This is a genomic window from Nocardia sp. NPDC057663, assembly GCF_042799895.1.
Classification (GTDB): Bacteria; Actinomycetota; Actinomycetes; order Mycobacteriales; family Mycobacteriaceae; genus Nocardia.
Genome location: NZ_JBHVHX010000004.1, coordinates 173853 through 193658, shown reverse-complemented (window position 1 = coordinate 193658; position 19806 = coordinate 173853). Strand labels below are relative to the sequence as shown.

Annotated in this window: 19 protein-coding genes; 9 read left to right on the top strand and 10 right to left on the bottom strand. The window is 68.1% G+C overall.

The window, feature by feature from the left end; genetic code table 11:
• Window positions 1–4: 4 nt before the first annotated feature.
• The 4 genes from ACFVAV_RS12150 to ACFVAV_RS12135 are packed head-to-tail and all read right to left on the bottom strand — an operon-like array spanning window position 5 to window position 2193.
• On the bottom strand, window positions 5–868 hold the full coding sequence (locus tag ACFVAV_RS12150) for an ABC transporter permease (protein ID WP_379034010.1): 864 nt from the start codon (window positions 866–868) through the stop codon (window positions 5–7).
• A 1-nt stretch (window position 869) separates the two neighbouring features.
• Window positions 870–1742 (bottom strand): MlaE family ABC transporter permease, encoded by an 873-nt coding sequence (locus ACFVAV_RS12145; protein WP_379034008.1) that lies wholly within the window; start codon window positions 1740–1742, stop codon window positions 870–872.
• Window positions 1743–1783: 41 nt separating this feature from the next.
• A complete protein-coding gene (locus ACFVAV_RS12140; RefSeq protein WP_379034006.1) occupies window positions 1784–1969 on the bottom strand; it encodes a hypothetical protein in 186 nt (61 codons plus the stop codon).
• On the bottom strand, window positions 1969–2193 hold the full coding sequence (locus tag ACFVAV_RS12135; protein ID WP_379034004.1) for a hypothetical protein: 225 nt from the start codon (window positions 2191–2193) through the stop codon (window positions 1969–1971). Before ACFVAV_RS12135 ends, ACFVAV_RS12140 begins: the two co-directional genes overlap by 1 nt.
• A 472-nt stretch (window positions 2194–2665) precedes the next feature.
• Between ACFVAV_RS12135 and ACFVAV_RS12130 the strand changes: the two genes are divergently transcribed.
• The gene (locus ACFVAV_RS12130; RefSeq protein ID WP_379034002.1) at window positions 2666–3832 is read left to right on the top strand and encodes a thiolase family protein; all 1167 of its coding nucleotides are present in this window, start codon (window positions 2666–2668) and stop codon (window positions 3830–3832) included.
• 5 nt (window positions 3833–3837) lie between these two features.
• Window positions 3838–4839, top strand: a complete 1002-nt coding sequence (locus tag ACFVAV_RS12125) for an oxygenase MpaB family protein (protein ID WP_379034000.1) — start codon at window positions 3838–3840, stop codon at window positions 4837–4839.
• A gap of 100 nt (window positions 4840–4939) precedes the next feature.
• Here ACFVAV_RS12125 and ACFVAV_RS12120 read toward each other — a convergent pair whose 3' ends face one another.
• Window positions 4940–5680 (bottom strand): SDR family oxidoreductase, encoded by a 741-nt coding sequence (locus ACFVAV_RS12120; protein WP_379033998.1) that lies wholly within the window; start codon window positions 5678–5680, stop codon window positions 4940–4942.
• 600 nt (window positions 5681–6280) lie between these two features.
• Between ACFVAV_RS12120 and ACFVAV_RS12115 the strand changes: the two genes are divergently transcribed.
• Window positions 6281–6856 (top strand): NADPH-dependent FMN reductase, encoded by a 576-nt coding sequence (locus tag ACFVAV_RS12115; protein ID WP_379033996.1) that lies wholly within the window; start codon window positions 6281–6283, stop codon window positions 6854–6856.
• Between the two features lie 115 nt (window positions 6857–6971).
• Here the strand turns inward: ACFVAV_RS12115 and ACFVAV_RS12110 are convergent, their stop codons facing one another.
• Window positions 6972–7535, bottom strand: coding sequence for a TetR family transcriptional regulator (locus ACFVAV_RS12110; protein ID WP_379033993.1), 564 nt, complete (start codon window positions 7533–7535; stop codon window positions 6972–6974).
• A 93-nt stretch (window positions 7536–7628) separates the two neighbouring features.
• On the opposite strand from ACFVAV_RS12110, the gene ACFVAV_RS12105 reads away from it, so the two are divergent.
• Entirely contained in the window at window positions 7629–9131 is a 1503-nt protein-coding gene (locus tag ACFVAV_RS12105) for an FAD-dependent monooxygenase (protein ID WP_379033991.1), read from the top strand.
• 63 nt (window positions 9132–9194) lie between these two features.
• Here the strand turns inward: ACFVAV_RS12105 and ACFVAV_RS12100 are convergent, their stop codons facing one another.
• A complete protein-coding gene (locus ACFVAV_RS12100; protein ID WP_379033989.1) occupies window positions 9195–9938 on the bottom strand; it encodes an oxygenase MpaB family protein in 744 nt (247 codons plus the stop codon).
• A gap of 177 nt (window positions 9939–10115) precedes the next feature.
• On the opposite strand from ACFVAV_RS12100, the gene ACFVAV_RS12095 reads away from it, so the two are divergent.
• From ACFVAV_RS12095 to ACFVAV_RS12080, 4 genes are all read left to right on the top strand, one after another.
• Window positions 10116–10976, top strand: a complete 861-nt coding sequence (locus ACFVAV_RS12095; RefSeq protein WP_379033987.1) for an oxygenase MpaB family protein — start codon at window positions 10116–10118, stop codon at window positions 10974–10976.
• A gap of 98 nt (window positions 10977–11074) precedes the next feature.
• Window positions 11075–12061 carry a diiron oxygenase gene (locus ACFVAV_RS12090; protein ID WP_379033985.1) on the top strand — a complete coding sequence of 329 codons (987 nt, stop codon included), beginning with the start codon at window positions 11075–11077 and terminating at the stop codon, window positions 12059–12061.
• 74 nt (window positions 12062–12135) lie between these two features.
• Complete coding sequence (locus tag ACFVAV_RS12085) at window positions 12136–13485, top strand: lipase family protein (protein ID WP_379033983.1); 1350 nt, start codon at window positions 12136–12138, stop codon at window positions 13483–13485.
• A 45-nt stretch (window positions 13486–13530) separates the two neighbouring features.
• Entirely contained in the window at window positions 13531–14589 is a 1059-nt protein-coding gene (locus ACFVAV_RS12080) for an alpha/beta fold hydrolase (protein ID WP_379033981.1), read from the top strand.
• 59 nt (window positions 14590–14648) lie between these two features.
• Here ACFVAV_RS12080 and fadD5 read toward each other — a convergent pair whose 3' ends face one another.
• The 3 genes from fadD5 to ACFVAV_RS12065 are packed head-to-tail and all read right to left on the bottom strand — an operon-like array spanning window position 14649 to window position 18044.
• Window positions 14649–16235 (bottom strand): fatty-acid--CoA ligase FadD5, encoded by a 1587-nt coding sequence (gene fadD5 / locus ACFVAV_RS12075; protein ID WP_379033979.1) that lies wholly within the window; start codon window positions 16233–16235, stop codon window positions 14649–14651.
• A 19-nt stretch (window positions 16236–16254) separates the two neighbouring features.
• Complete coding sequence (locus tag ACFVAV_RS12070) at window positions 16255–17061, bottom strand: enoyl-CoA hydratase-related protein (RefSeq protein ID WP_379033976.1); 807 nt, start codon at window positions 17059–17061, stop codon at window positions 16255–16257.
• Window positions 17058–18044 (bottom strand): NAD(P)H-dependent flavin oxidoreductase, encoded by a 987-nt coding sequence (locus tag ACFVAV_RS12065; RefSeq protein WP_379033974.1) that lies wholly within the window; start codon window positions 18042–18044, stop codon window positions 17058–17060. The genes ACFVAV_RS12070 and ACFVAV_RS12065 overlap by 4 nt, the downstream gene beginning before the upstream one ends.
• A 221-nt stretch (window positions 18045–18265) precedes the next feature.
• Here ACFVAV_RS12065 and ACFVAV_RS12060 point away from each other — a divergent pair, with 221 nt between their 5' ends.
• Window positions 18266–19774: an aldehyde dehydrogenase family protein gene (locus ACFVAV_RS12060; protein ID WP_379033972.1), complete on the top strand. Its 1509-nt coding sequence runs from the start codon at window positions 18266–18268 to the stop codon at window positions 19772–19774.
• Window positions 19775–19806 lie beyond the last annotated feature (32 nt).

Genomic DNA, 19806 nt, shown 5'->3' with positions numbered 1-19806 from the left:
CGACCTATCCCGAGATCCGGAATCCGGGGTCGATGCCCCAGATCGCAAGGGTGAGAAAAAGATTGGTGAAGACCATCACGACGATGACCATCTTGATCGCGCGTCCCGCCGCGACCCCGACGCCTTCGGGGCCACCGGAGGCCACGAAGCCGTAGTAGCACTGGATGAAGGCGGCGATCAGGACGAACACCACCACCTTGAACAGGGAGAAGAACACGTCGCCGCCGACCAGGAACTGGAAGAAGTAGTGGTCGTAGGTGCCCGCGGTGGTTCCGCCGAGGAACAGCACCGACAGCTTCGTCGCGAGGTAGGCCACCGCCAGCCCCAGCGTGTAGAGCGGGACGATGGTGACGGTGGCCGCGATCATCCGGGTGGTCACCAGGTAGGGGAGTGGCCGGATCGCGATGGATTCGAGCGCGTCGATCTCCTCGGAGATCCGCATCGAGCCGAGCTGGGCGGTGAACCGGCAGCCCGACTGGATGGCGAAGGCGAGCGTGGCCAGGATCGGCGCGATCTCGCGGGTGGTGGCGAAGCCGGAGATCGCGCCGGTGAGGGGACCCATGGTCAGCAGGTTCAGTGCCGTGTAGGACTCCATGCCGACGGTGATGCCGCCGAACGCGCACAACACGATGACGACACCGACGGTGCCACCGCCCACGATCAGCGAGCCGTTACCCCAGCCGACGTCGGCGACCAGGCGCGCGACCTCTTTGCGGTAGTGCCGCAACGTGAACGGGATGGCGAACAACGCCTGGAAGAAGACGATGGCCTGGTGCCCGATGCGCTGATTCGCCGCGTACGGGATCTTGGCCGCCGCGCCGACGGCACGGACCGGACGCAGCGCGGGCGGGATGTACTCGGCGGCCACCTCACACCACCTTCGCGGGGAACAGCGTGTTGTAGAGCTGGGTGACGATGATGTTGGTGGCGAACAACATCAGCGCCGAGGTGACCACCGCCGAGTTGACCGCGTTCGCGACGCCGCCGGGGCCGCCCTTGGTGTGCAGCCCGATGTCGCAGGCGATGATCGCGGTGAGCACGCCGAAGATCGCCGCCTTCACGAGCGCCACGAGCAGGTCGTTGGCGACCGCGAACGACGCGAACGAGCTGATGAACGACCCGGGGGTGCCCTGCTGGGCGTAGACGTTGAACAGGTACGCCGTGGCGAAGCCGACGAAGACGATGAACCCGCACAGCAGCATGCTGACCAGGACCGCCGCGGCCAGCCGCGGGGCGACCAGCCTGCGCACGGGATCGACACCCATCACCTTCATGGCATCGATCTCTTCACGGATGGTGCGCGAGCCCAGGTCGGCGCAGATGGCCGAGCCGACCGCACCCGCGATCATCAGCGAGGTGACCAGCGGCGCGCCCTGGCGGATGATGCCCAGGCCGGCCACCGCGCCGATGAAGGTGGTGGCGCCGACCTGGTTGACCAGCGCGCCGACCTGGATGGACACCACCACCGCGACCGGGATCGCGACGAACACCGTCGGCACGGCGGAGACGTTGGCCATGAAGGCGCACTGCCGGATGAACTCCTGGAACGGGAATCGCCGCTGCACCAGGGACAGGAACAGCTGGGCGATCGCGGCCCGGCCGAGCAGGACCTGCCTGCCCAGGGTCTCGACGGACTGCTGGGGGTGGCGTTGCCACAGGCCGGTGACGCTGTCGGCGATCCGGCCGACCTCGGACGGTTCCGGCGGCGCGGTGCCTGCCGGGGAGTGCTCGGTGGAGGTCACGCTGCACCGAATCCTTTCTTGCTGCGCCGGGGCGCGGCGGTTCAGAGCGTGCTCAGCCAGCGTTCGAGCAGGACGACGAAGCCGGCGCCCGCGGCGAGACCGACCGCGACGACGCACAGCAGCGAGATCCACATGCCCACGCGGAGAACGGGATTGACCTTCGTTCGGCCACCCAGGATCTTGACGACGGTCACCACGATGTCGATGACCCAGACCAGCGCCATCATCAGGTCATCGTCACATTCGCGAAGGTGAGCACCGGCCAGCAGACGATCGATCCGAGGAACGAGATGACCAGGTCGACGCCGTAGAGATTGCGCAGGTGCGAGGTGTGGGTGAGCGTCCAGACGACGCCGACGAGTCCGTACGGGATGCCGATGATGATCAGGGTGCCGAGGAACTCGGAGACCTTCATCTCGTAGCTCAGTAGCCTGTCGAGCCGTCGCAGCATGGTGTACCGGTGTTCCTTTCCGCAGGACCGGTGGCATCGACGGCTGGTGGCCGGCGTCGCTGACGGTCCGATGATGTTGCCGAGCATTCTGTCTTCGGCGGGTACTTCTTTGGCTGATCTCCCAGTGAATACACAGCAGATTCGCAGAGTTCTTGGTGTTCCGCGTTGATCGCCATCATTAAGTTACTATGTATTCTGGAGAATGTGAGCAAAATCGCCGGTAACGTTTCCGGGGTTCGGCGGCCGCTCGGCCGGTGGCCGCATCGGCGCCGCGGCTGCGTCGCCCGACACCGATGCGGCCTCCGCATCGCACCCCCCGACCCAGTCGCCCGATGCGGAATTGACAGTAACATGACCCGCCGATTGCGGTCTACTGCGCATGAAGAAGTCGAAACATCGATGAAATTCGACGGAATCATGATTAACTTATGGCGTTGAAACCGCCGACGGTCGGCGGTTGCGCAGGAGGATCATGATGTCCGCGGTCATCGTCGATGTTGTCCGAACGCCGTCCGGGCGGGGAAAGCCCGGCGGCGGCCTGTCGTCGGTCCACCCGGCGACCCTGCTCGCCGGAGTGCTGGCCGAACTGGTCGACCGGACCGGGATCGACCCCGCCCTGGTCGACGATGTGATCGGCGGGTGCGTCACGCAGAGTGGTGAGCAGTCGAGCAACATCACCCGCACGGCCGTGCTGGCGGCGGACTTCCCGGAGTCCGTGCCGGCCACCACGGTCGACCGGCAGTGCGGCTCGAGCCAGCAGGCCGTGCACTTCGCGGCCCAGGGCGTGCTCGCCGGCGCGTACGACGTGGCGATCGCCTGCGGCGTGGAGTCGATGAGCCGGGCGCCGATGTTCTCCAACGCACAGGGCAAGGACGCGCTGCGCGGCCCGCTCGCGGTGCGCTACCCGGCCGGTCTGATCGGTCAGGGCATCGCCGCCGAAATCCTCGCCGCCCGATGGAAATTGGATCGCACCACGCTCGACGAATTCGCGGCCCGCTCGCACCGGCTGGCGGCGGCCACCGCGGCCGCGGGCGGTTTCGACGTGGAGCTGACCTCCGCCGGTGTCCTCGACGCGGACGAGACGATCCGGCCCGGCACCACCGTCGAGGGTCTGGCGAACCTGCGTCCGGCGTTCACCGATCCCGCTGCGCTGGAGCGGTTTCCGGAGATCTCCTGGTCGGTGACTCCGGGCAACTCCTCGCCGCTGACCGACGGCGCGTCGGCGGCGCTGATCATGAGCGAGCGGGCGGCGGCGAAGCTGGGGCTGACCCCGCGCGCGCGATTCCATTCGTTCGCGGTGGCCGGCGACGATCCGACACTCATGCTGACCGCGGTCGTCCCGGCGACCCGCAAGGCACTCGAGCGGGTCTCGCTCACGGTCGACGACATCGACACCTTCGAGGTCAACGAGGCGTTCGCGCCGGTTCCGCTGGTGTGGCAGCACGAGCTCGGCGCCGATCCGGACCGGGTGAATCCTCGCGGTGGCGCGATCGCGCTGGGCCATCCGCTCGGCGGATCGGGCACGCGGCTGCTCGCCACCATGGTCAACCATCTCGAGCAGACCGGCGGTCGCTACGGGTTGCAGACGATGTGCGAGGCGGGCGGCATGGCCAACGCGACGATCATCGAAAGGCTGTGACGGCGATGAACACCGCAGCGAAGTCCGGCGAACCCGACTACGACGACCCGACCAGCGAGATGTACGTGGCCGAGGGTCCGGGCCACGTCCCCAGGCCGGGCAAAAGCCTGCTGTCCGAGCCGGATCCGGCGGCGCACGCGCCGCTGACGCTCGCGCAGGTGCGGATCCCGCTCCCCGACAGCCACCGTTCGCCGCGCAAACGGCCCGCGCAACTGGCGGACGCGCTCGACTTCTGGGCGTTCGCGGGCGCGGCGGCGAATGTCGCGATGCAGTTCGCGCATCGCGGGGTCGCGGCGGGTGTGATGGAGAGCCCGGTCGAGTCGGGGGCGCTGATGGTGCACCCGTGGAAGCGGTTGCGTACCACCGCGTCCTATCTGGCTGTTGCGGTGCTCGGCTCCGACGAGGAGAAGCGGGCGATGCGCGAGGCGGTGAACGTCGCCCACCGCCAGGTGCGGTCGGGACCGAATTCGAAGGTGAAGTACAACGCCTTCGACCGCAACCTGCAGCTGTACGTGGCGGCGGCGATCTACATCGGCTACGAGGACACCCATCAGCTGCTGTGCGGCAAGATGACCGAGGCGGAGCTCGAGCAGTTCTACCAGGGCGCGGATACCTTCGGCACCACCTTGCAGGTCCACCCCGACATGTGGCCCAAGACCCACGCCGAGTTCGACGCGTACTGGGTCCAGGCGTGTCGAGAGGTGGTGTGCGACGACGATTTCCGGGCCTACATCGACGACCTGCTGCACCTGCGGATGATCCACTGGTCGCTGCGCCTGCTGCTGGGCGGGCTGCTCCGGTTCCTGACGGCGGGGTTCCTGCCACCGCACTTCCAGGAGCAGATGGGCGTCGAGTGGAGTGCGTCGGATCAGCGGCGGTTCGAGAATCTGTTCCTGTTCGTCGGATTCGTCAACCGTTTCATCCCGCGGTTCATCCGGTTCTCCGGCACCAACGCGATGATGGCCGACGTGCGGCGCCGGATCCGCAAGCACAGGGCGATCATCTGACCCGCCAGGGGGAGGGCTGCCGGCTTGCCGAGCCGGCGGCCCCGGTCATCGCGCGGTCCGCGGTGCATGCCGGGGGCAGCTGCTGCCCACCGGGAACGGGTCACTGACTGGTCAGCCACTCCGACAACCGCGTCTGCGCGAGGCTCGCGCCCGCGCCGGGCAGCAGCTCGCGGTCCGGCACCGCCCCGAAGTACCGCGCCTGCGGATCGGTGATCACCTCGCGCGGATCGTGGCGTGCGGCCAGCACCGTGCCGATCCATTGGTCGAGGCCGAACACCTCCGGCCCTGCGATCTCGACGGTGCCGTTCAGCGGTGCGCTCGCCGCGGTCTTGCCGACGGCAGCGGCCACATCGTCGGCAGCCATCGGCTGCACAGCCGCGCCTGACAATCGCACCGTGCCCGAGACGGTCGCGGAGTCGGCAATCCTGCCGGCAAACTCGAAGAACTGCGTGGCGTGCACGATCGAGTACGGCAGCCCCGCTCCCTTGATCAGTTCCTCCTGCGCCAGCTTGGCCCGGAGGTATCCAGACTCCGGCAACCGCTCGGTACCTACCACCGACAACGCCACGTAGTGCCCGACCCCAGCCGCGCCGGCGGCATCGAGCAGGTTCGTGGTGGAAGTCCGGAAGAACCCCATGACATCGGAGTCTTCGAACGACGGCGAATTGGAGACATCGACCACCACATTCGCATCCTGAAGCACCTCCTTCACTCCCTCACCGGTGAGCGTGTTCACTCCCGTTGTGGGCGCGGCCGGAACCGCCTCGTGGCCGTGCTCACCGAGCCGGGCGACGAGCTTCGAGCCGATCAGCCCGGTGCCTCCGATGACGACGATCTTCATGCTCGTTCCTTCCATCCGAGTGTTGCATCGGGGTCAGGGATTTGATCTGGGACGGCGGGGAGTGCTCCTCCCAGCTGCGGGGCGTCATCCAAGCCCGTGGATCAGCACGATCGGCGGCGTCGATCGGCGACTCGCTCATGACTGCTGCTCACACCAGGCTCCAGCTTCGACCTGAACCGTTGCCGTGTCAATGCTGGCCGGTTGCATGAGCGAATCCGTCAGCGAGAGAGACGCACGAGCGCGGTGGCGCGGGTCGCGCTGCGCGCGGCATATCGCGCCATGGCCTTGGACTGGGCAAATGGTCGGCGAACTGTCGCTCGGTGATCAGGACTTCCGCCAGTGACTACAGTGGACACGGGATGTCCGGTTACGCGCTTCCGCTCACTCGCCGACTACGATCGGTGTTCGCGCACGTGTAGCCATACAGTCGATTTCGAATTCTCCCTCATGCAGCAGCTCGGTGGCCTGCCGTCGGCGCCCGGAAGGTAGCCGGTGCCGATGTCGACGACGGCACGGGCACGCACCGAACAGCTCATCGAGGACGCTGGTCATGAACCCGCACTCTGACGAGTCCACCACCGACAGGAAGGGCCACCAGTGATGACCAAGATCGCTATCATCCTGGGCAGCACCCGACCCGGTCGCAACGGCGCAGCCGTGGCGCAGTGGGTCTACGACCATGCCGAGCAGCGCAGTGACGCCGACTACGAACTCGTCGACATCGCGGACTACAACCTCCCGCACCTGGACGAGGCGGCGCCGCCGTCGACGGGCCAGTACTCCCAACCGCACACCAAGCGCTGGGCGGACAAGATCGCATCCTTCGACGGCTTCATCTTCGTCACCCCCGAGTACAACCACTCCATATCCGGGGCGCTGAAGAATGCCATCGACTTCCTGTACGCGGAATGGAACAACAAGGCCGCGGGTTTCGTCAGCTACGGCAGTGTCGGCGGCACACGCGCGGTCGAACACCTCCGGCTGGTGATGGGTGAGCTGCAGGTTGCCGATGTCCGCGCTCAAGTAGCCCTGTCGCTGTACACCGACTTCATCAACTTCAGCGAATTCGCTCCCGCCGCTCATCACTCGAAATCACTCGGGGTGCTCTTCGGCCAGGTTGTTGCCTGGAGTAACGCGCTCGCGAGTGTGCGCACCGGTCCAGCCGTAGCTCGGTAACCCCCAACGGATTCCCGCGCAGCTCCCGGCAAGTCGTTGCCGAGGTGGTGACGGCTGCGCTCAATCCGGGCGAGATCGGTGTCCGAGAAGGTTTTTTTCGACGCAATGTGGCGAGCTACGGCGGCGCCGAACCGGTCAGCAGCTGACGGATCACTGGCCCTGCCCAGCGGATGAGTTCATCGTGACCGAGGTTCGCCACGGCGGGGTTGGCCAGCACGTACCGCGTCGTGGCCAACCCGATGACGAACGCGCCCATCAATCCGGCCCGCTGTTCGGGGTGATCGGGCGTGACGGCGGCGAGCTTCGGCGCCACCTGCGAGGCGAAAACATGCCGCATGGTGTCGGCGGCCGCCGGACTGGTCATCGCCGCGCGCAACAACGCGACGAAGGTGGTGTCCTCCTCCCAGACCGCAAAGAACCTGGACAGCAATGCATCTGCCACGTCATCGGACTTGATCTTGGTCAGGTCAGGCAGATCGAGTTCGAACTCGGCCGCGGCGGCAAACAGATCCTGTTTGCTGCCGAAGTACCGCACGACCAGGGCTGGGTCGATGCCGACATCGGCGGCGACCGCCCGCAGAGTGGTGCGTTCGTAGCCGTCGGACCCGAAGCGCCGCCGAGCCGCCGCCAGAATGTCGGCGCGTGTCTGCTGGGCGTTGCGCGCCCGCGGAGGTGTCATGCGATGAGCCTAAGTCACCGACTGTTGACATGGCTAGCGCCGCCGCCTATCGTATAAGTCACCACTTGTTGACATGGCAGCGAGGAGTGGGTGATGAAAAACGATGTGCCTGTCCTGATCGTCGGAGCCGGACCGACTGGACTCACCGCCGCCATGGAGCTGTCGCGGCTCGGCATCGGCGTCCGGATCATCGACCGGGCGCCCGAACGTTCACTGACATCCCGCGCACTCGGCGTCCAGGCCCGCACCATCGAACTGCTCCGCGGCCGCGGGGTCGGCGACGAGATGCTGAGGCTGGGCAACCGCGCGAGTGCCACCACGCTGTACTCCGGCGGCAAGAAGCTGGGTGCCATCGAATTACACCGGATGCCGAGCGAATTCAACTTCGTGCTGCTGTTGGCGCAGTCGGAGACCGAACGACTGCTGACCCAGCAGCTTCACCGGCAGGGGGTCGAGGTCGAACGCGGGATCGAGATCGTCTCGATGTCCCGGCGGACCGACCGCGTTGATGTGCAACTGGGCAGCGGCGCGGAGACCACCGATGCGGCCACGGCGTCGTACCTGATCGCCGCCGACGGCTCCCACAGCGCGATCCGCAAGCAGCTCGGACTGCCCTTCAAGGGCAGGTCACTGGCACAGAACTACGTATTGGGTGACCTTCGCCTGGACGGTGACATCCCGGAGGATCAGCTGTCGGTTTTCCTGGCGCGCAATGGTTTTCTGGCAGTCTTTCCCATGGGCAATGGCCGGTTCCGGTTCATGGCCACCGATCCTGAGGGGGTCACCGGTGATGCCGCCGAGCCCTCGCTGGAGGACATCCAGTGTCTGTACGACCGCACTGTGCACCTCCCCGCCCGCTTGTGCAACCTGAACTGGAGCTCGCGGTTTCGGATCAACAGCCGCCACATGACCACGCTGAGAGACGGCCGGGTGTTCTTCGGTGGCGACGCTGCCCATGTGCACTCCCCTGCGGGCGGTCAGGGCATGAACGCAGGCATACAGGACATGATCAATCTGTCGTGGAAGCTCGCCATGGTAGTCAAGGGCCAGGCCCGACCGGAGCTTCTCGACACCTACGAGTCCGACCGGCTGCCGGTGATCCACGATCTGGTGCAGATGACGGAACGGGCCACCGGGGTGTTCAACTCCACCAATCCGCTTGTGCACGCAGCCCTGACTCGGTTCGCTCCCGTCCTGCTCGGCCTGCCCGCCGTCCAGAACAAGACGGCGCCGAAACTGGGACAGCTCACCGCGGGATACCGTGGCTGCCCTATTGCCAAGGGCGGCGGACGGATCGGGCAGCTGCAGGCGGGCGACCGGATGCCGGACCTGCGCGTCGACGGGGTGCGCCTGGTCGAGATGCTGGACCTGTCCACCCTGACCTTGTTCGTCACGCCGGACGCAGGACGGATCTCCGACGCGTATCGCCCATGGCGGCACATCCTTGCGGTGCGGCCGGTGTCGCTACCCGACGAGATGACAGACGGGTGGCTGCTGGTGCGGCCGGACGGCTATCTCGCGGCGGCCGGAAGTTCGGGTGACGCGCGGAGGCTCGCCGGCTGGCTTGACAGGTGGCTCATTCGAACAGCTCGCTGAGCGCCGCGACGCGGCCGGATCGGCCTACCCTGCGGCCACCCCACCGTCGCCGTGCAGCCCCGGTCATCGCACGGTCCGGGCACGGGCCTGTGACACGTAGCGAATTCGCCTGGGCGCGATCGTGAATCCGGTGCGCGCGGTGAGCGCGACGGCGCGCAGTGCGGCGGTATCGGCCGGCGCGGGCCGGACGTCGAACAGTGCGAGCGCCCGCGGATGTTGCATCGCCCGGGCAGCACCGGCGGGCAGGTGCCGGACGATCCAGGCATCGGGGCGCAGGACCTGATCGCGGAATTCGTGCGCGGCGGGGCCGGTTCGCAGCTGGGTCGCGCAGGCGTCGGTGAAGTACTCGGTGAACTCCGGCAGGGTCCGGGGGAGCCGCCGATCGCTGACACCGTAGGTCCGGTACCAGGCGCGGGTCTCCCGGTAGAGCTGGTCGCGGTCGTCCGCGGAGAGCGCGGGGCCGAACAGGTCGGCGGCGGTCATCAGCGTCTCGACGTAGGTGGCGTGCTGGAACAGGAACACCTCGGGATGCAGGGCGTGGTAGCGGTGTCCGCGGTCGTCGAGGCCCTTCACATGCTCGTGGGCAAAGCGGATCACCGAGTCCGCCGCCCGGCCTGTGTGCGCCAGATAGATCATCTGCGAGACGGTGCGTTTCTTGTGTTCCCACAGGCGATTCGGCGCGTGCTCGCGCAGCGCCGTCGCGATGACGGGGTGCAGTACCTGCAATCCGACCGCACGCGGCAGAGTCAACAGGAATCGCCGATCGCCGAGATGGCGCCGCAGTAGTGGTCCGGCCTGCTCGGTCATGGATGCCCCCTCCGTTGTAATCCGAGCAGTAAGTTACTCTGCATTCCGGCTATCAGACAGTCATGCAACTGGGCAAACATCATCTATGTGACATGTGATTCTCGAATGGCCTTGCGTGAGTGGCCGAGCGAATGAGAGTCTGAATGAGAAAGTCTCTCACTCTCTTGGAGGTTGGTCGTGTCACAGCCCCGCGCGGCAGCGCAGCCGCAGCATCCCGTCGACGACAACGCCGAGCGCAGGCAGCGCTACCTCACCGGCGCCGGTGCGATCCTCGGCGGACCCGCCAATGTCGTGATGCAGCTGAGCCTGCTTCCGGTCGGGCGCGGCGTGGTGGAGAGCACGGTCGAATCCGGGAGCTACGCGACGAATCCGGGCAAGCGCGCCAAGACGACGCTGACCTATCTCGCGGTGGCGATGCTCGGCACCGACGAGGACCGGGCCGTGTTCCGGGAGGCGGTCGGCACCTCGCATCGGCAGGTGCGCAACCGGCCCGGTGGGCCGGTGAAGTACAACGCCTTCGATCCACGCCTGCAGCTGTGGGTGGCCGCGTGCATCTACCGCGGTACCCGCGACAGCCTCGAGTTGCTGTTCGGTGAGCTGGACGAGACCTTCGCCGACGAGCTGTATCAGGACTCGGCGCGGTTCGGTACGACGCTGCAGATGCCCGCGGAGCTGTGGCCCGCAGACCGGGCGGCGTTCGACCGCTACTGGGACTCGATGCTCGATGAGCTCGCCCTCGATGCCGAGGTCCGCGGGTATCTGCTCGAGCACGTCGTGGATCTCGGGCCGCAGCCCTGGATCATCCGGATCGCCGGGCGGCGGATCAACCGGTTCTTCGTCACGGGATATCTCCCGCAGCGGTTCCGCGACAGCCTCGGATTGGCCTGGAGTCCGCGTCGGCAGCGCGCGTTCGAGCTGGTCATGCGCAGTTTCGGGCGCGTGCTCACGGTGCTGCCGCAGAGCTGGCGCCACCAGCCGTTCCCGCGGCTGCTCGTCGATATGCGCAAGCGCCGGGCGTCGGGGAAATCGCTCGTCTAGCGGGATGGCAAGGTAGGTGTAACGCAAAGTAGCGCCAACTCTTGTATGGTACTGCCGGTACCACTAAACTGGAGGCAGCATCTACTGAGGAGACATCGATGACGCTGTCCACCGCCGCCAAGCGTCCGGGTGAGCCCGGATACCACGAGATCCTGCGCAGTCTGTCCGAGGGATCCGTGACCAAGCACTTCGACCCGTATGTCGACATCGACTGGGAGTCATCGGAGTTCGCCGTCCATTCCGACGATCCGCGCTGGATCATGCCCGACGAGGACCCGCTGGGCCGCCACCCCTGGTACAAGGCACAGCCCGTCGACAAGCAGATCGCCATGGGTATGTGGCGACAGGCCGGGATCGCCAAGGTCGGCCTGGATTTCGAGCAGCTGCTGATCCGCGGGCTGATGCAGTACCTGATCTCTGTGCCCAACGGTGATCCGGAGTTCCGGTACGTCACCCACGAGGCGGCCGAAGAGTGCAACCACACGATGATGTTCCAGGAGATGATCAACCGCATCGGTTACCGCGATGTGGTCGGCATGGGCGCCGTCGACCGCAAGCTGACGATGATCATCTGGCCCGCGGTGAAGTACTTCCCCGAGCTGTTCTTCACGATGATCCTCGGTGGCGAGGAGCCGATCGATCATCTGCAGAAGTCGCTGCTGCGCGGTGGCGTGGACATGCATCCGATGGTTCACCGGGTCATGCAGATCCATGTCGCGGAAGAGGCCAGGCACATCTCGTTCGCGCACGAATACCTGCGCAAGAACGTGCCGTCGATGAACCCGATCACGAAAACGGTTCTGTCGGTGGCCTTCCCGATCACCATGCGGGTGATGCTGTCGATGATCGCGACGCCGCCGAAGGAGTTCGTGGACAAGTTCGGCATCCCGGACGAGGTGATGCGCGAGGCGTACTGGGGCAGCCCCGAGTCGCAGGCCACCAAGCGCGACGTCTTCGGTGACGTGCGCGCGCTGGCTGTCGGCACCGGCCTGATGAACCCGGTCGCGAAACTCACCTGGCGCCTGCTCGGCATCGACGGCGCCGCGTCGCGCTATCGCAGCGAGCCCGCCCGCAGGGCCGCCTGACCCACGACGATCCGCCCCGACGGGCCGGTCATCGCGACCGGCCCGTCGTCCGCACCTTCCCCTGGAGTACACCGTTGACTGCCGACCCCGCCCGATCGCGCGCCGAGACCTGGACGGCCCCTGCCCGGGCCGTCCTGCCCGACAACGACCCGTTCTATCAGCCACGGGCCGGATTCGAGCAGCTCGCCGAGGGCGCGATCCTGCGGTCGCGGCCGATCGAGCTCGCCGCCTTCGGACTGATCCCGCTGAAGGTGTCCGCCTGGCAGTTGCTCTACCGCACCACCGACCTGAACGGACGGCCCGAGGCCGCGGTGACGACGGTGATCGCCCCGGCCGGTGGCAGTGGACCGGCGACACCGCTGCTGTCGTTCCAGTGCGCGATCGACGCCGTGTCCTCGCGCGGCTTCCCGTCTTACGCGCTGCAGCGCGGCTCTCGCGCGATCGGCACGTTCGCCCACGTCGAGCTCCTGTGTTTCGCCGATGCGCTGAGCCGGGGCTGGGCCATCTCCATCCCTGATCACGAAGGCATGCTCGGCGCCTGGGGCGCCCCGCGCGAGCCCGGCTACCGCGCCCTCGACGGCGCCCGCGCCGCGCTGTCCTTCGCGCCGCTCGGCCTGGACCCGCGGGCACAGGTGGGTCTGTGGGGATACTCCGGCGGCGGCCTGGCGACCTCGTGGGCCGCGGAGATGGCGCCCACCTACGCGCCGGAACTCGACCTCGTCGGCGCGGTCCTCGGCTCCCCGGTGGGTGATCTGCTCTCGACCTTCCACCGCCTCAACGGCAGCCTGCACGCCGGCCTGCCGACGCTGGTCGTGTCCGCGCTGCGCCGGGTGTATCCGGCATTCGACGCCGTCCTCGGCGAGCATGTCAGCGAGGCGGGCCACGCGGTGCTCGACCGGGCGGCCCGCTCGACCACCGGCGCCTCGGTGCTGCGCCTGGCGCGCTACGACGTCGACCGGCACACGGCCATGCCGATCGCCGAACTGCTCGCGCTCGAGGAACTGGTGGCGGTGTTCACCGATGCCGAACTGGGCACCCGGGCGCCGGCGGTGCCGCTGCTCGTCGTCCAGGCGGTGCACGACCAGATCATCGCGACCGCCGATATCGACGCCCTGGTAGACCGCTATCGCGCCTACGGCGCGCATGTCACCTACCTGCGCGACCGGCTCAGCGAACACATCACGCTGCTGGCGTTGTCGACGCCGCTGAGCCTGAACTGGCTCGCCGACCGGTTCGCCGGCGCGCCCGCGACACCGTCGCAGACACGCACGGTGTGGAGCGTCCTCGGGCTGCCCGCTGGCCGCCACGGCCTGGCCGGGCTCGCCCGCGCCGCCGCGCAGGTGCTCTTCGGGCGGCCGCTCACCGGCCCGGCGACCCTGCCCGCCCGTGGCGCGCGGGCAGGCGAGGACCGCCACGCGGCGTGACGACTCGATCGATGACGACTGCCGTCCGGCAGTAGAAAAGGTGAAGTGAGGGGTTCTGTGGTGCTGGGGATCGTGGCGGACGCGCAGCGCGCGCTGCGCAATGTGTGGTCGGTGTCGTTCGGTGGTGGACTCGAGTCGGCGCGGCCGGCGTCGTCGACCACGGTGTACGAGGGCGAGCACCGGCAGCTGAAGTGCTACGACCGCGCGACACCGGCGACCGGGAATCCGGTCCTGCTGGTGCCGCCGCTGGCGGTGACGCCCGCCTGCTTCGATCTGCGTCCCGGCCAGAGCCTGGTGCGCTTCCTGCTCGACCAGGGCAGGCAGCCGTATGTCATCGACTACGGCCGATTCGGTTACGCCGATCGCGATCTCGGGCTCGAGGACTGGACCCACGACATCCTGCCCGAGGCGATCCTGCGGGTCGCGCACGAGCACGACGGCCAGGTCGACATCATCGGCTGGTCGCTGGGCGGCGCGATGGCACTGCTCACCGCGGCCGCCCACCCCGACCTGCCGATCGCCTCGATCACCGGCCTGGCCACCCCGATCGATCAGGCCCGCACGCCGCTGCTACAGCCGCTGCGCCTGGCGGGCCGGATCACCGGGGGCCGCGAGATGGCGCTGGCCACCCGGCTCATGGGCGGAATCCCGCAGGAATTCGTCCAGCTCGGCTTCCGGCTGCAGGCCTTCGAGCGCGAACTCGCCCGGCCACTGTTCCTGCTCCGCAACGCCCTCGATACCGAGGCGCTGGCCCGGATGGAGGCGACCGACCGCTTCATGTCCAGCATGCCCGGCTATCCCGGCCGCTCGTGCTGGCAGATCTACCGCAGTCTGGTCCTGCGCAACGAGCTGGCCGACGGCGCGATCCGGTTGCGCTCGGACCTGGTGATCGAGCTGGCCAAGGTCACCTGCCGGGTACTGCTGGTCGGCAGCCGCGCCGACCTGGTGGTGCCCGCCCGCGCCGTGCGGCGCGGGCTCGAGATCCTCCCGAACGCCGCCGAAACCCGTTTCGTGGATGTCCCCGGCGGCCACCTCGGCCTGCTCGCGGGCCCGGCCGCCGCCGACACCACCTGGCCCGCGATCGAGGAATTCCTCGGCAGCTGACCGGGGACACCCAGCCGAAAGGTCCCGGCGACTCTGGGAGCGGAGTCACCGGGACCGTGTCATCGGCTCGCTGAGCTGCCGGCGACGGGCGCCGACCCGTGCAGCTTGCGCAGTTCGTGCTTGACCACCTTGCCGCCGGCATTGCGCGGCAGGGTGTCCACCACGACGAGGTCCTTCGGGTGCTTGTAGCGGGCCAGGTGGGCGTTGAGGTGGGCTTCGAGATCGGCGAGGCCGATCGCGTCGGCGTCCTCGACGGCGACGATCGCCACCGGCACCTCGCCCCACTTGTCGTCGGCCCGGCCGATCACCGCGGCTTCGCGGATGCGGGGATGGCTGAAGAGCACGTTCTCGACCTCGGCGCAGTAGATGTTCTCACCGCCGGAGATGATCATGTCCTTCTTGCGGTCGACGACGTAGACGAACCCCTCCTCGTCCCGGCGGACCAGATCTCCGGAGTGGAACCAGCCGCCCGCGAACGCGTCGGCGGTGGCGCGCGGGTTGTTCCAGTATTCGCGCATCAAGGTCGGTCCGCGATAGACGATTTCGCCGATCTCGCCCGGGGCGACATCATTCATTTCGTCGTCCACGATCCGGGTGGCGATGGTCGGGATCGGCTTGCCGACCGACCCGAGCTTGCGGATCGCGTCCTCGCCGTCGAGCACGCAGGTGATCGGCGACATCTCGGTCTGCCCGAAGACCGCCACATTGAGGGCGTCGGGGAAGGTCTCGGCCATGGCCCGCAGCACCGTGTCGGAGGCGGGCGCGGCGCCCCAGCTGATCACCCGCAGGCGCAGATCACGCTGTGGCACCGAGGGATCGGCGCAGACGATCTGCCACTGCGCCGGGACCAGGAACACCGAGGTGGCCCGCTCGCGCTCCCACGCGTCGAGGACCTCGGTGGCATCGAACGCCTTGAGCGGATGGATCACCGTCAGCGAGCCGAGCACGAAACAGGAAGCGACCGAACCCAATCCGGCGATGTGGAACAGCGGTGACGCGCAGAAGGCGATGTCGTCGGGGCTGTAGCGCATGGCCCGGATACAGGTGAGCGCCTGCGCGTTCATGTTGAGGTGGGTCAGCACCGCGCCCTTGGGGTTTCCGGTGGTGCCGGAGGTGTACATGATCAGCGCGGCGGTGTCCTCGGGCACGTCGAGCGGCTCGTGCGGTTCACCCGCCTCGGCGAGCAGGTCGTCGTAGCCGAGCATGCCCTCACACGTGCCGACGCCGACCACGATGCGGGTGTCCAGGCCGCCGGTCTGGGCGGCGACCGCGGTGACCAGCGGGGCGAACATCGCCTCGGTGATGATCGTCGTGGCCCCGCTGTCGGTGACCAGGTAGGCGATCTCGGGCGGGGTGAGCCGGAAGTTCACCGGCACCGCGATGGCGCCGAGAGTGTTGACGGCGAACACCGATTCGATGTACTCGGTGTTGTTGAGCATCAGGATCAGCACCCGGTCGCCGGGGCCGACACCGCGCCGGGCCAGGGCGTCGGCGAGCTTCTGCACCCGCTCGTGCAGTTCGCGCCAGGTGGTCGTCTCGCCGAGATAGCGCAGCGCGGGCGCGTCGGGGATGGTGGTGGCGTGGATCGCGATCTGGTTCATCCAGTGATTGCGTCGCGAGCGCATCGGTTCTGCGGCAGTGGACATCGTCGTCTCCTCGAGAGAACTAGGCCGGGTCGGCGATCGGGCGGGGAGCGCCGGCGAAATTCGGGGCGCGGCGGGTCAGCATCGCGGTCATCCCCTCGAGAAAGTCGGCGGAGGTGAGCAGTTCGGTCTGGCCGTGCTTCTCCCGCGCGAGCGCGCCGTCGAGCTCGGACAGGGTCGCGGCGTTGATCGCGGCCTTGGTCAGCTCGAGCGCCCGCCGGGGGCCTGTCGCGAGTTTCGCGGCGACGGTGTCGACGTGCTCGGTGAGGTCCGCGGCGGGCACGCTCCCGGTGATGAGGCCGGCCGCGGCGGCCTCGCCCGCGGGCAGGCGGGCACCGAGCAGTGCCATCTCCGCGGCCCGCGCCCGTCCCATGGCCGCCGCGACCATCGCGGTCGCGCCACCGTCGGGCATCAGGCCGATGGAGGTGAACGGCAGCAGCAGGTAGGTGTCGTCGGCGGCGTAGATGAGATCGGCGGCCAGCGCGATCGAGGCGCCCACCCCGGCAGCGGGTCCGTTGACCTGCGCGATCACCGGCAGGGGCGAGTCGACGATCGCACGGATCACGCTGTTGGCGGTGTCCATCACCAACTCCGGCGTCGCCTCGTTGCCGCCCGCGGCGGCCGCCGCGGCGAGATCGGCGCCGGTGCAGAACGCCTTGCCCGCGCCGGTCAGTACGATCACCCGGGTGGTCGGCTCGGTGGCGGCCGCCGTGATCGCCTCGGCCAGTTCGGCCATGGTCGCGAGGTCGATCGCGTTCATCCTGGCCTGGCGATCGATCGTGATGCGCAGGACGCCGTGTTCGGAGTCGACGTGCAGGCTCTCGCTCATCGGGCGACCGCCTCGACGATCGTGCCCGCCAGCCGGCCCGCGATGAGGTCCTCGGCCTCGCGCACGATGCGCGCGACCAGATCGCCGCAGGTGGGGATGTCGTGGATCAGGCCTTGACACTGGCCGACGCTCCAGATGCCGGCGTCGACATCGCCCTCCTCGTAGACCTTGCGGCCCCGCGCGCCCGCGACCAGCTCGCGCACATCGGCGAACGTGCCACCGCCGCGCTCGATCTCGACGACCTGGCGGCTGACGGCGTTGTCGGCGACCCGGGCGGTGTTGTTCATGGTCCGGAAGATCAGCTTGGTGTCGAGCTCGGTGTTGGCGACGATCTGCTCCTTGACTGTGTGCGCGATCGGCGACTCGACGGTGCACAGGAACCGGGTGCCCATGTTGACGCCGTCGGCGCCCAGCGCCATCGCGGCGACCAGCCCGCGCGCGTCGGCGATGCCGCCCGAGGCGATCATCGGGATCTCGAGTTCCCGGGCGGCGGCGGGGATCAGCACCAGGCCGGGGGTGTCGTTCTCGCCGGGGTGGCCTGCGCATTCGAAGCCGTCGATGCTGACGCCGTCGACGCCGACCTGCTGCGCCTTGAGCGCGTGCTTGACGCTGGTGCACTTGTGCAGCACCTTGATCCCGGCGTCCTTGAGGAAGGGCAGGTGGGTGGCCGGATTGCCGCCCGCGATCTCCACGATGGGCACACCGCCGTCGATGATCGCCTGCCGGTACTCCTCGTACGGCGGCGGCGTGATCGACGGCAGGATCGTCAGATTCACCCCGAACGGCTTGTCGGTGAGGTCCCTGGTGCGGGCGATCTCCTCGCGCAGTGCCTGCGGCGTGGGCTGGGTCAGACCGGTGACGATGCCAAGACCGCCGGCGTTCGACACGGCCGCGGCGAGCTCGGCTCGGCCGACCCACATCATCCCGCCCTGCACGATCGGGTGCTCGACACCGAAAGCCTCGGTGAATCGGGTGCGCAACATCGCGCCCTCCCTCCGGATTCGACGTTCCCGTCGCTCGCAGTCCGCTGGGAATGCTTTGCAACCGACGAGAACCATGATTAACTTAACGAGAATTGTGATTAACTTAACGGCGGTCGGCGCGACCTGTCAACAGTCCGCGCCGCCCTGTTGGATCCCAGGAGTGTCCTGCTCGGCCGTCCGGCCGCAGGATGACCACCGAGTTGGACGAAGGATGGTCGAGGATGACCGAAACCCCCACTACCGCACCTGTTTCTGCGACAATGATCGCCACTGCCAACCCGGCCACCGGCGAACCGGTCGGCAGCTGGCCGGTCGACGGCGCCGCCACGGTCGCCGCTGCGGTCGAGCGCGCTCGCGTGGCGGCGCAGACCTGGCGTGAACTCGGGTTCACGGAGCGGAAGCGGGCCTTACAACGGTGGGCAGCCCACCTCGTCGTCAACGTCGACGAGTTCTGCGCGCTGATCAGCGCCGAGAACGGCAAGACCGCCGACGACGCCTATCTCGAGGTGGTCACCGCCGTCGAACACCTGAACTGGGCCGCGGTGAACGCCCGCAAGATCCTGGGGCCGAAGAAGGTATGGCCCGGGATGATGATGGCCAACCACGAGGCCGTGATCGAGCAGCGACCGCACGGCGTGGTCGGGGTGATCGGGCCGTGGAACTACCCGGTCTACACGCCGAACGGCTCGATCGCCTATGCGCTGGCCGCGGGCAACACCGTCGTCTTCAAGCCCAGTGAGCTGACCACCGGCGTCGGCCACTGGTACGCCGACGCGTTCGCCGCGGCGAATCCCGCACTGCCCGAGGGCATTCTGAGCGTGGTGAGCGGTCCGGGGGAGACCGGCCGGGCCCTGGTCGAGTCCGGCGTGGACATGATCGCGTTCACCGGGTCGACCGCGACGGGCAAGCGGATCATGGCGGCCGCCGCCGCGCGGCTCACGCCGGTCGTGCTGGAATGCGGCGGCAAGGACGCCGCGATCGTCGCCGAGGACGCGGACATCGCGGCCGCCGCCGACGCGGTCGCCTGGTCGGCGATGGCCAATTCGGGGCAGACCTGCGTGGGTACCGAGCGCTGCTACGTCGTCGCCTCCGTGCTCGACGAGTTCCTGGCCGAGCTGACCAAACGGGTCACCGACCTCAGGCCGGGCTCGGGTCCGGACGCCTCCTACGGCCCGATGACATTGCCGAGTCAGGTCGACGTGATCACCAAGCATGTCGAGGACGCCCTGGCCAACGGCGGTACCGCCGTCGTGGGCGGGCCCGAGTCGATCGAGGCGCCGTTCGTCGGCCCGATCGTGCTGCTCGATGTGCCGGAGGACTCGGTCGCGGTCCGGGAGGAGACCTTCGGGCCCACGCTCACCGTGCGCTCGGTGCGCACTGTCGAGGAGGCGATCGAGCTGGCCAATGCCTCCGAGTACGGGCTCGCCTCGTCGGTGTTCTCGCGCAAGCGCGGCATGGAGATCGCCCGGCAGCTGCGCGCCGGCGCGACCTCGGTGAACAGCCCGGCCGCCTATGCGGCGATCCCGGCGTTGCCCTTCGGCGGTGTCGGCGAATCCGGCATCGGCCGCATCCACGGCGCCGCGGGCCTGCTCGGGTTCACCCGGCCGCATTCGATCGCGCGGCAGCGCTTCATGATTCCCGGCATGGCGCTGCTGTCGTTCGCCCGCACGGAGTCGACGCTGTCGACCGTGCGCAAGCTCACCGCCCTCCGTTTCGGGCGAGCCAAGTAGACCCAACCATCGATCAGCACGGAAGAAGAGGG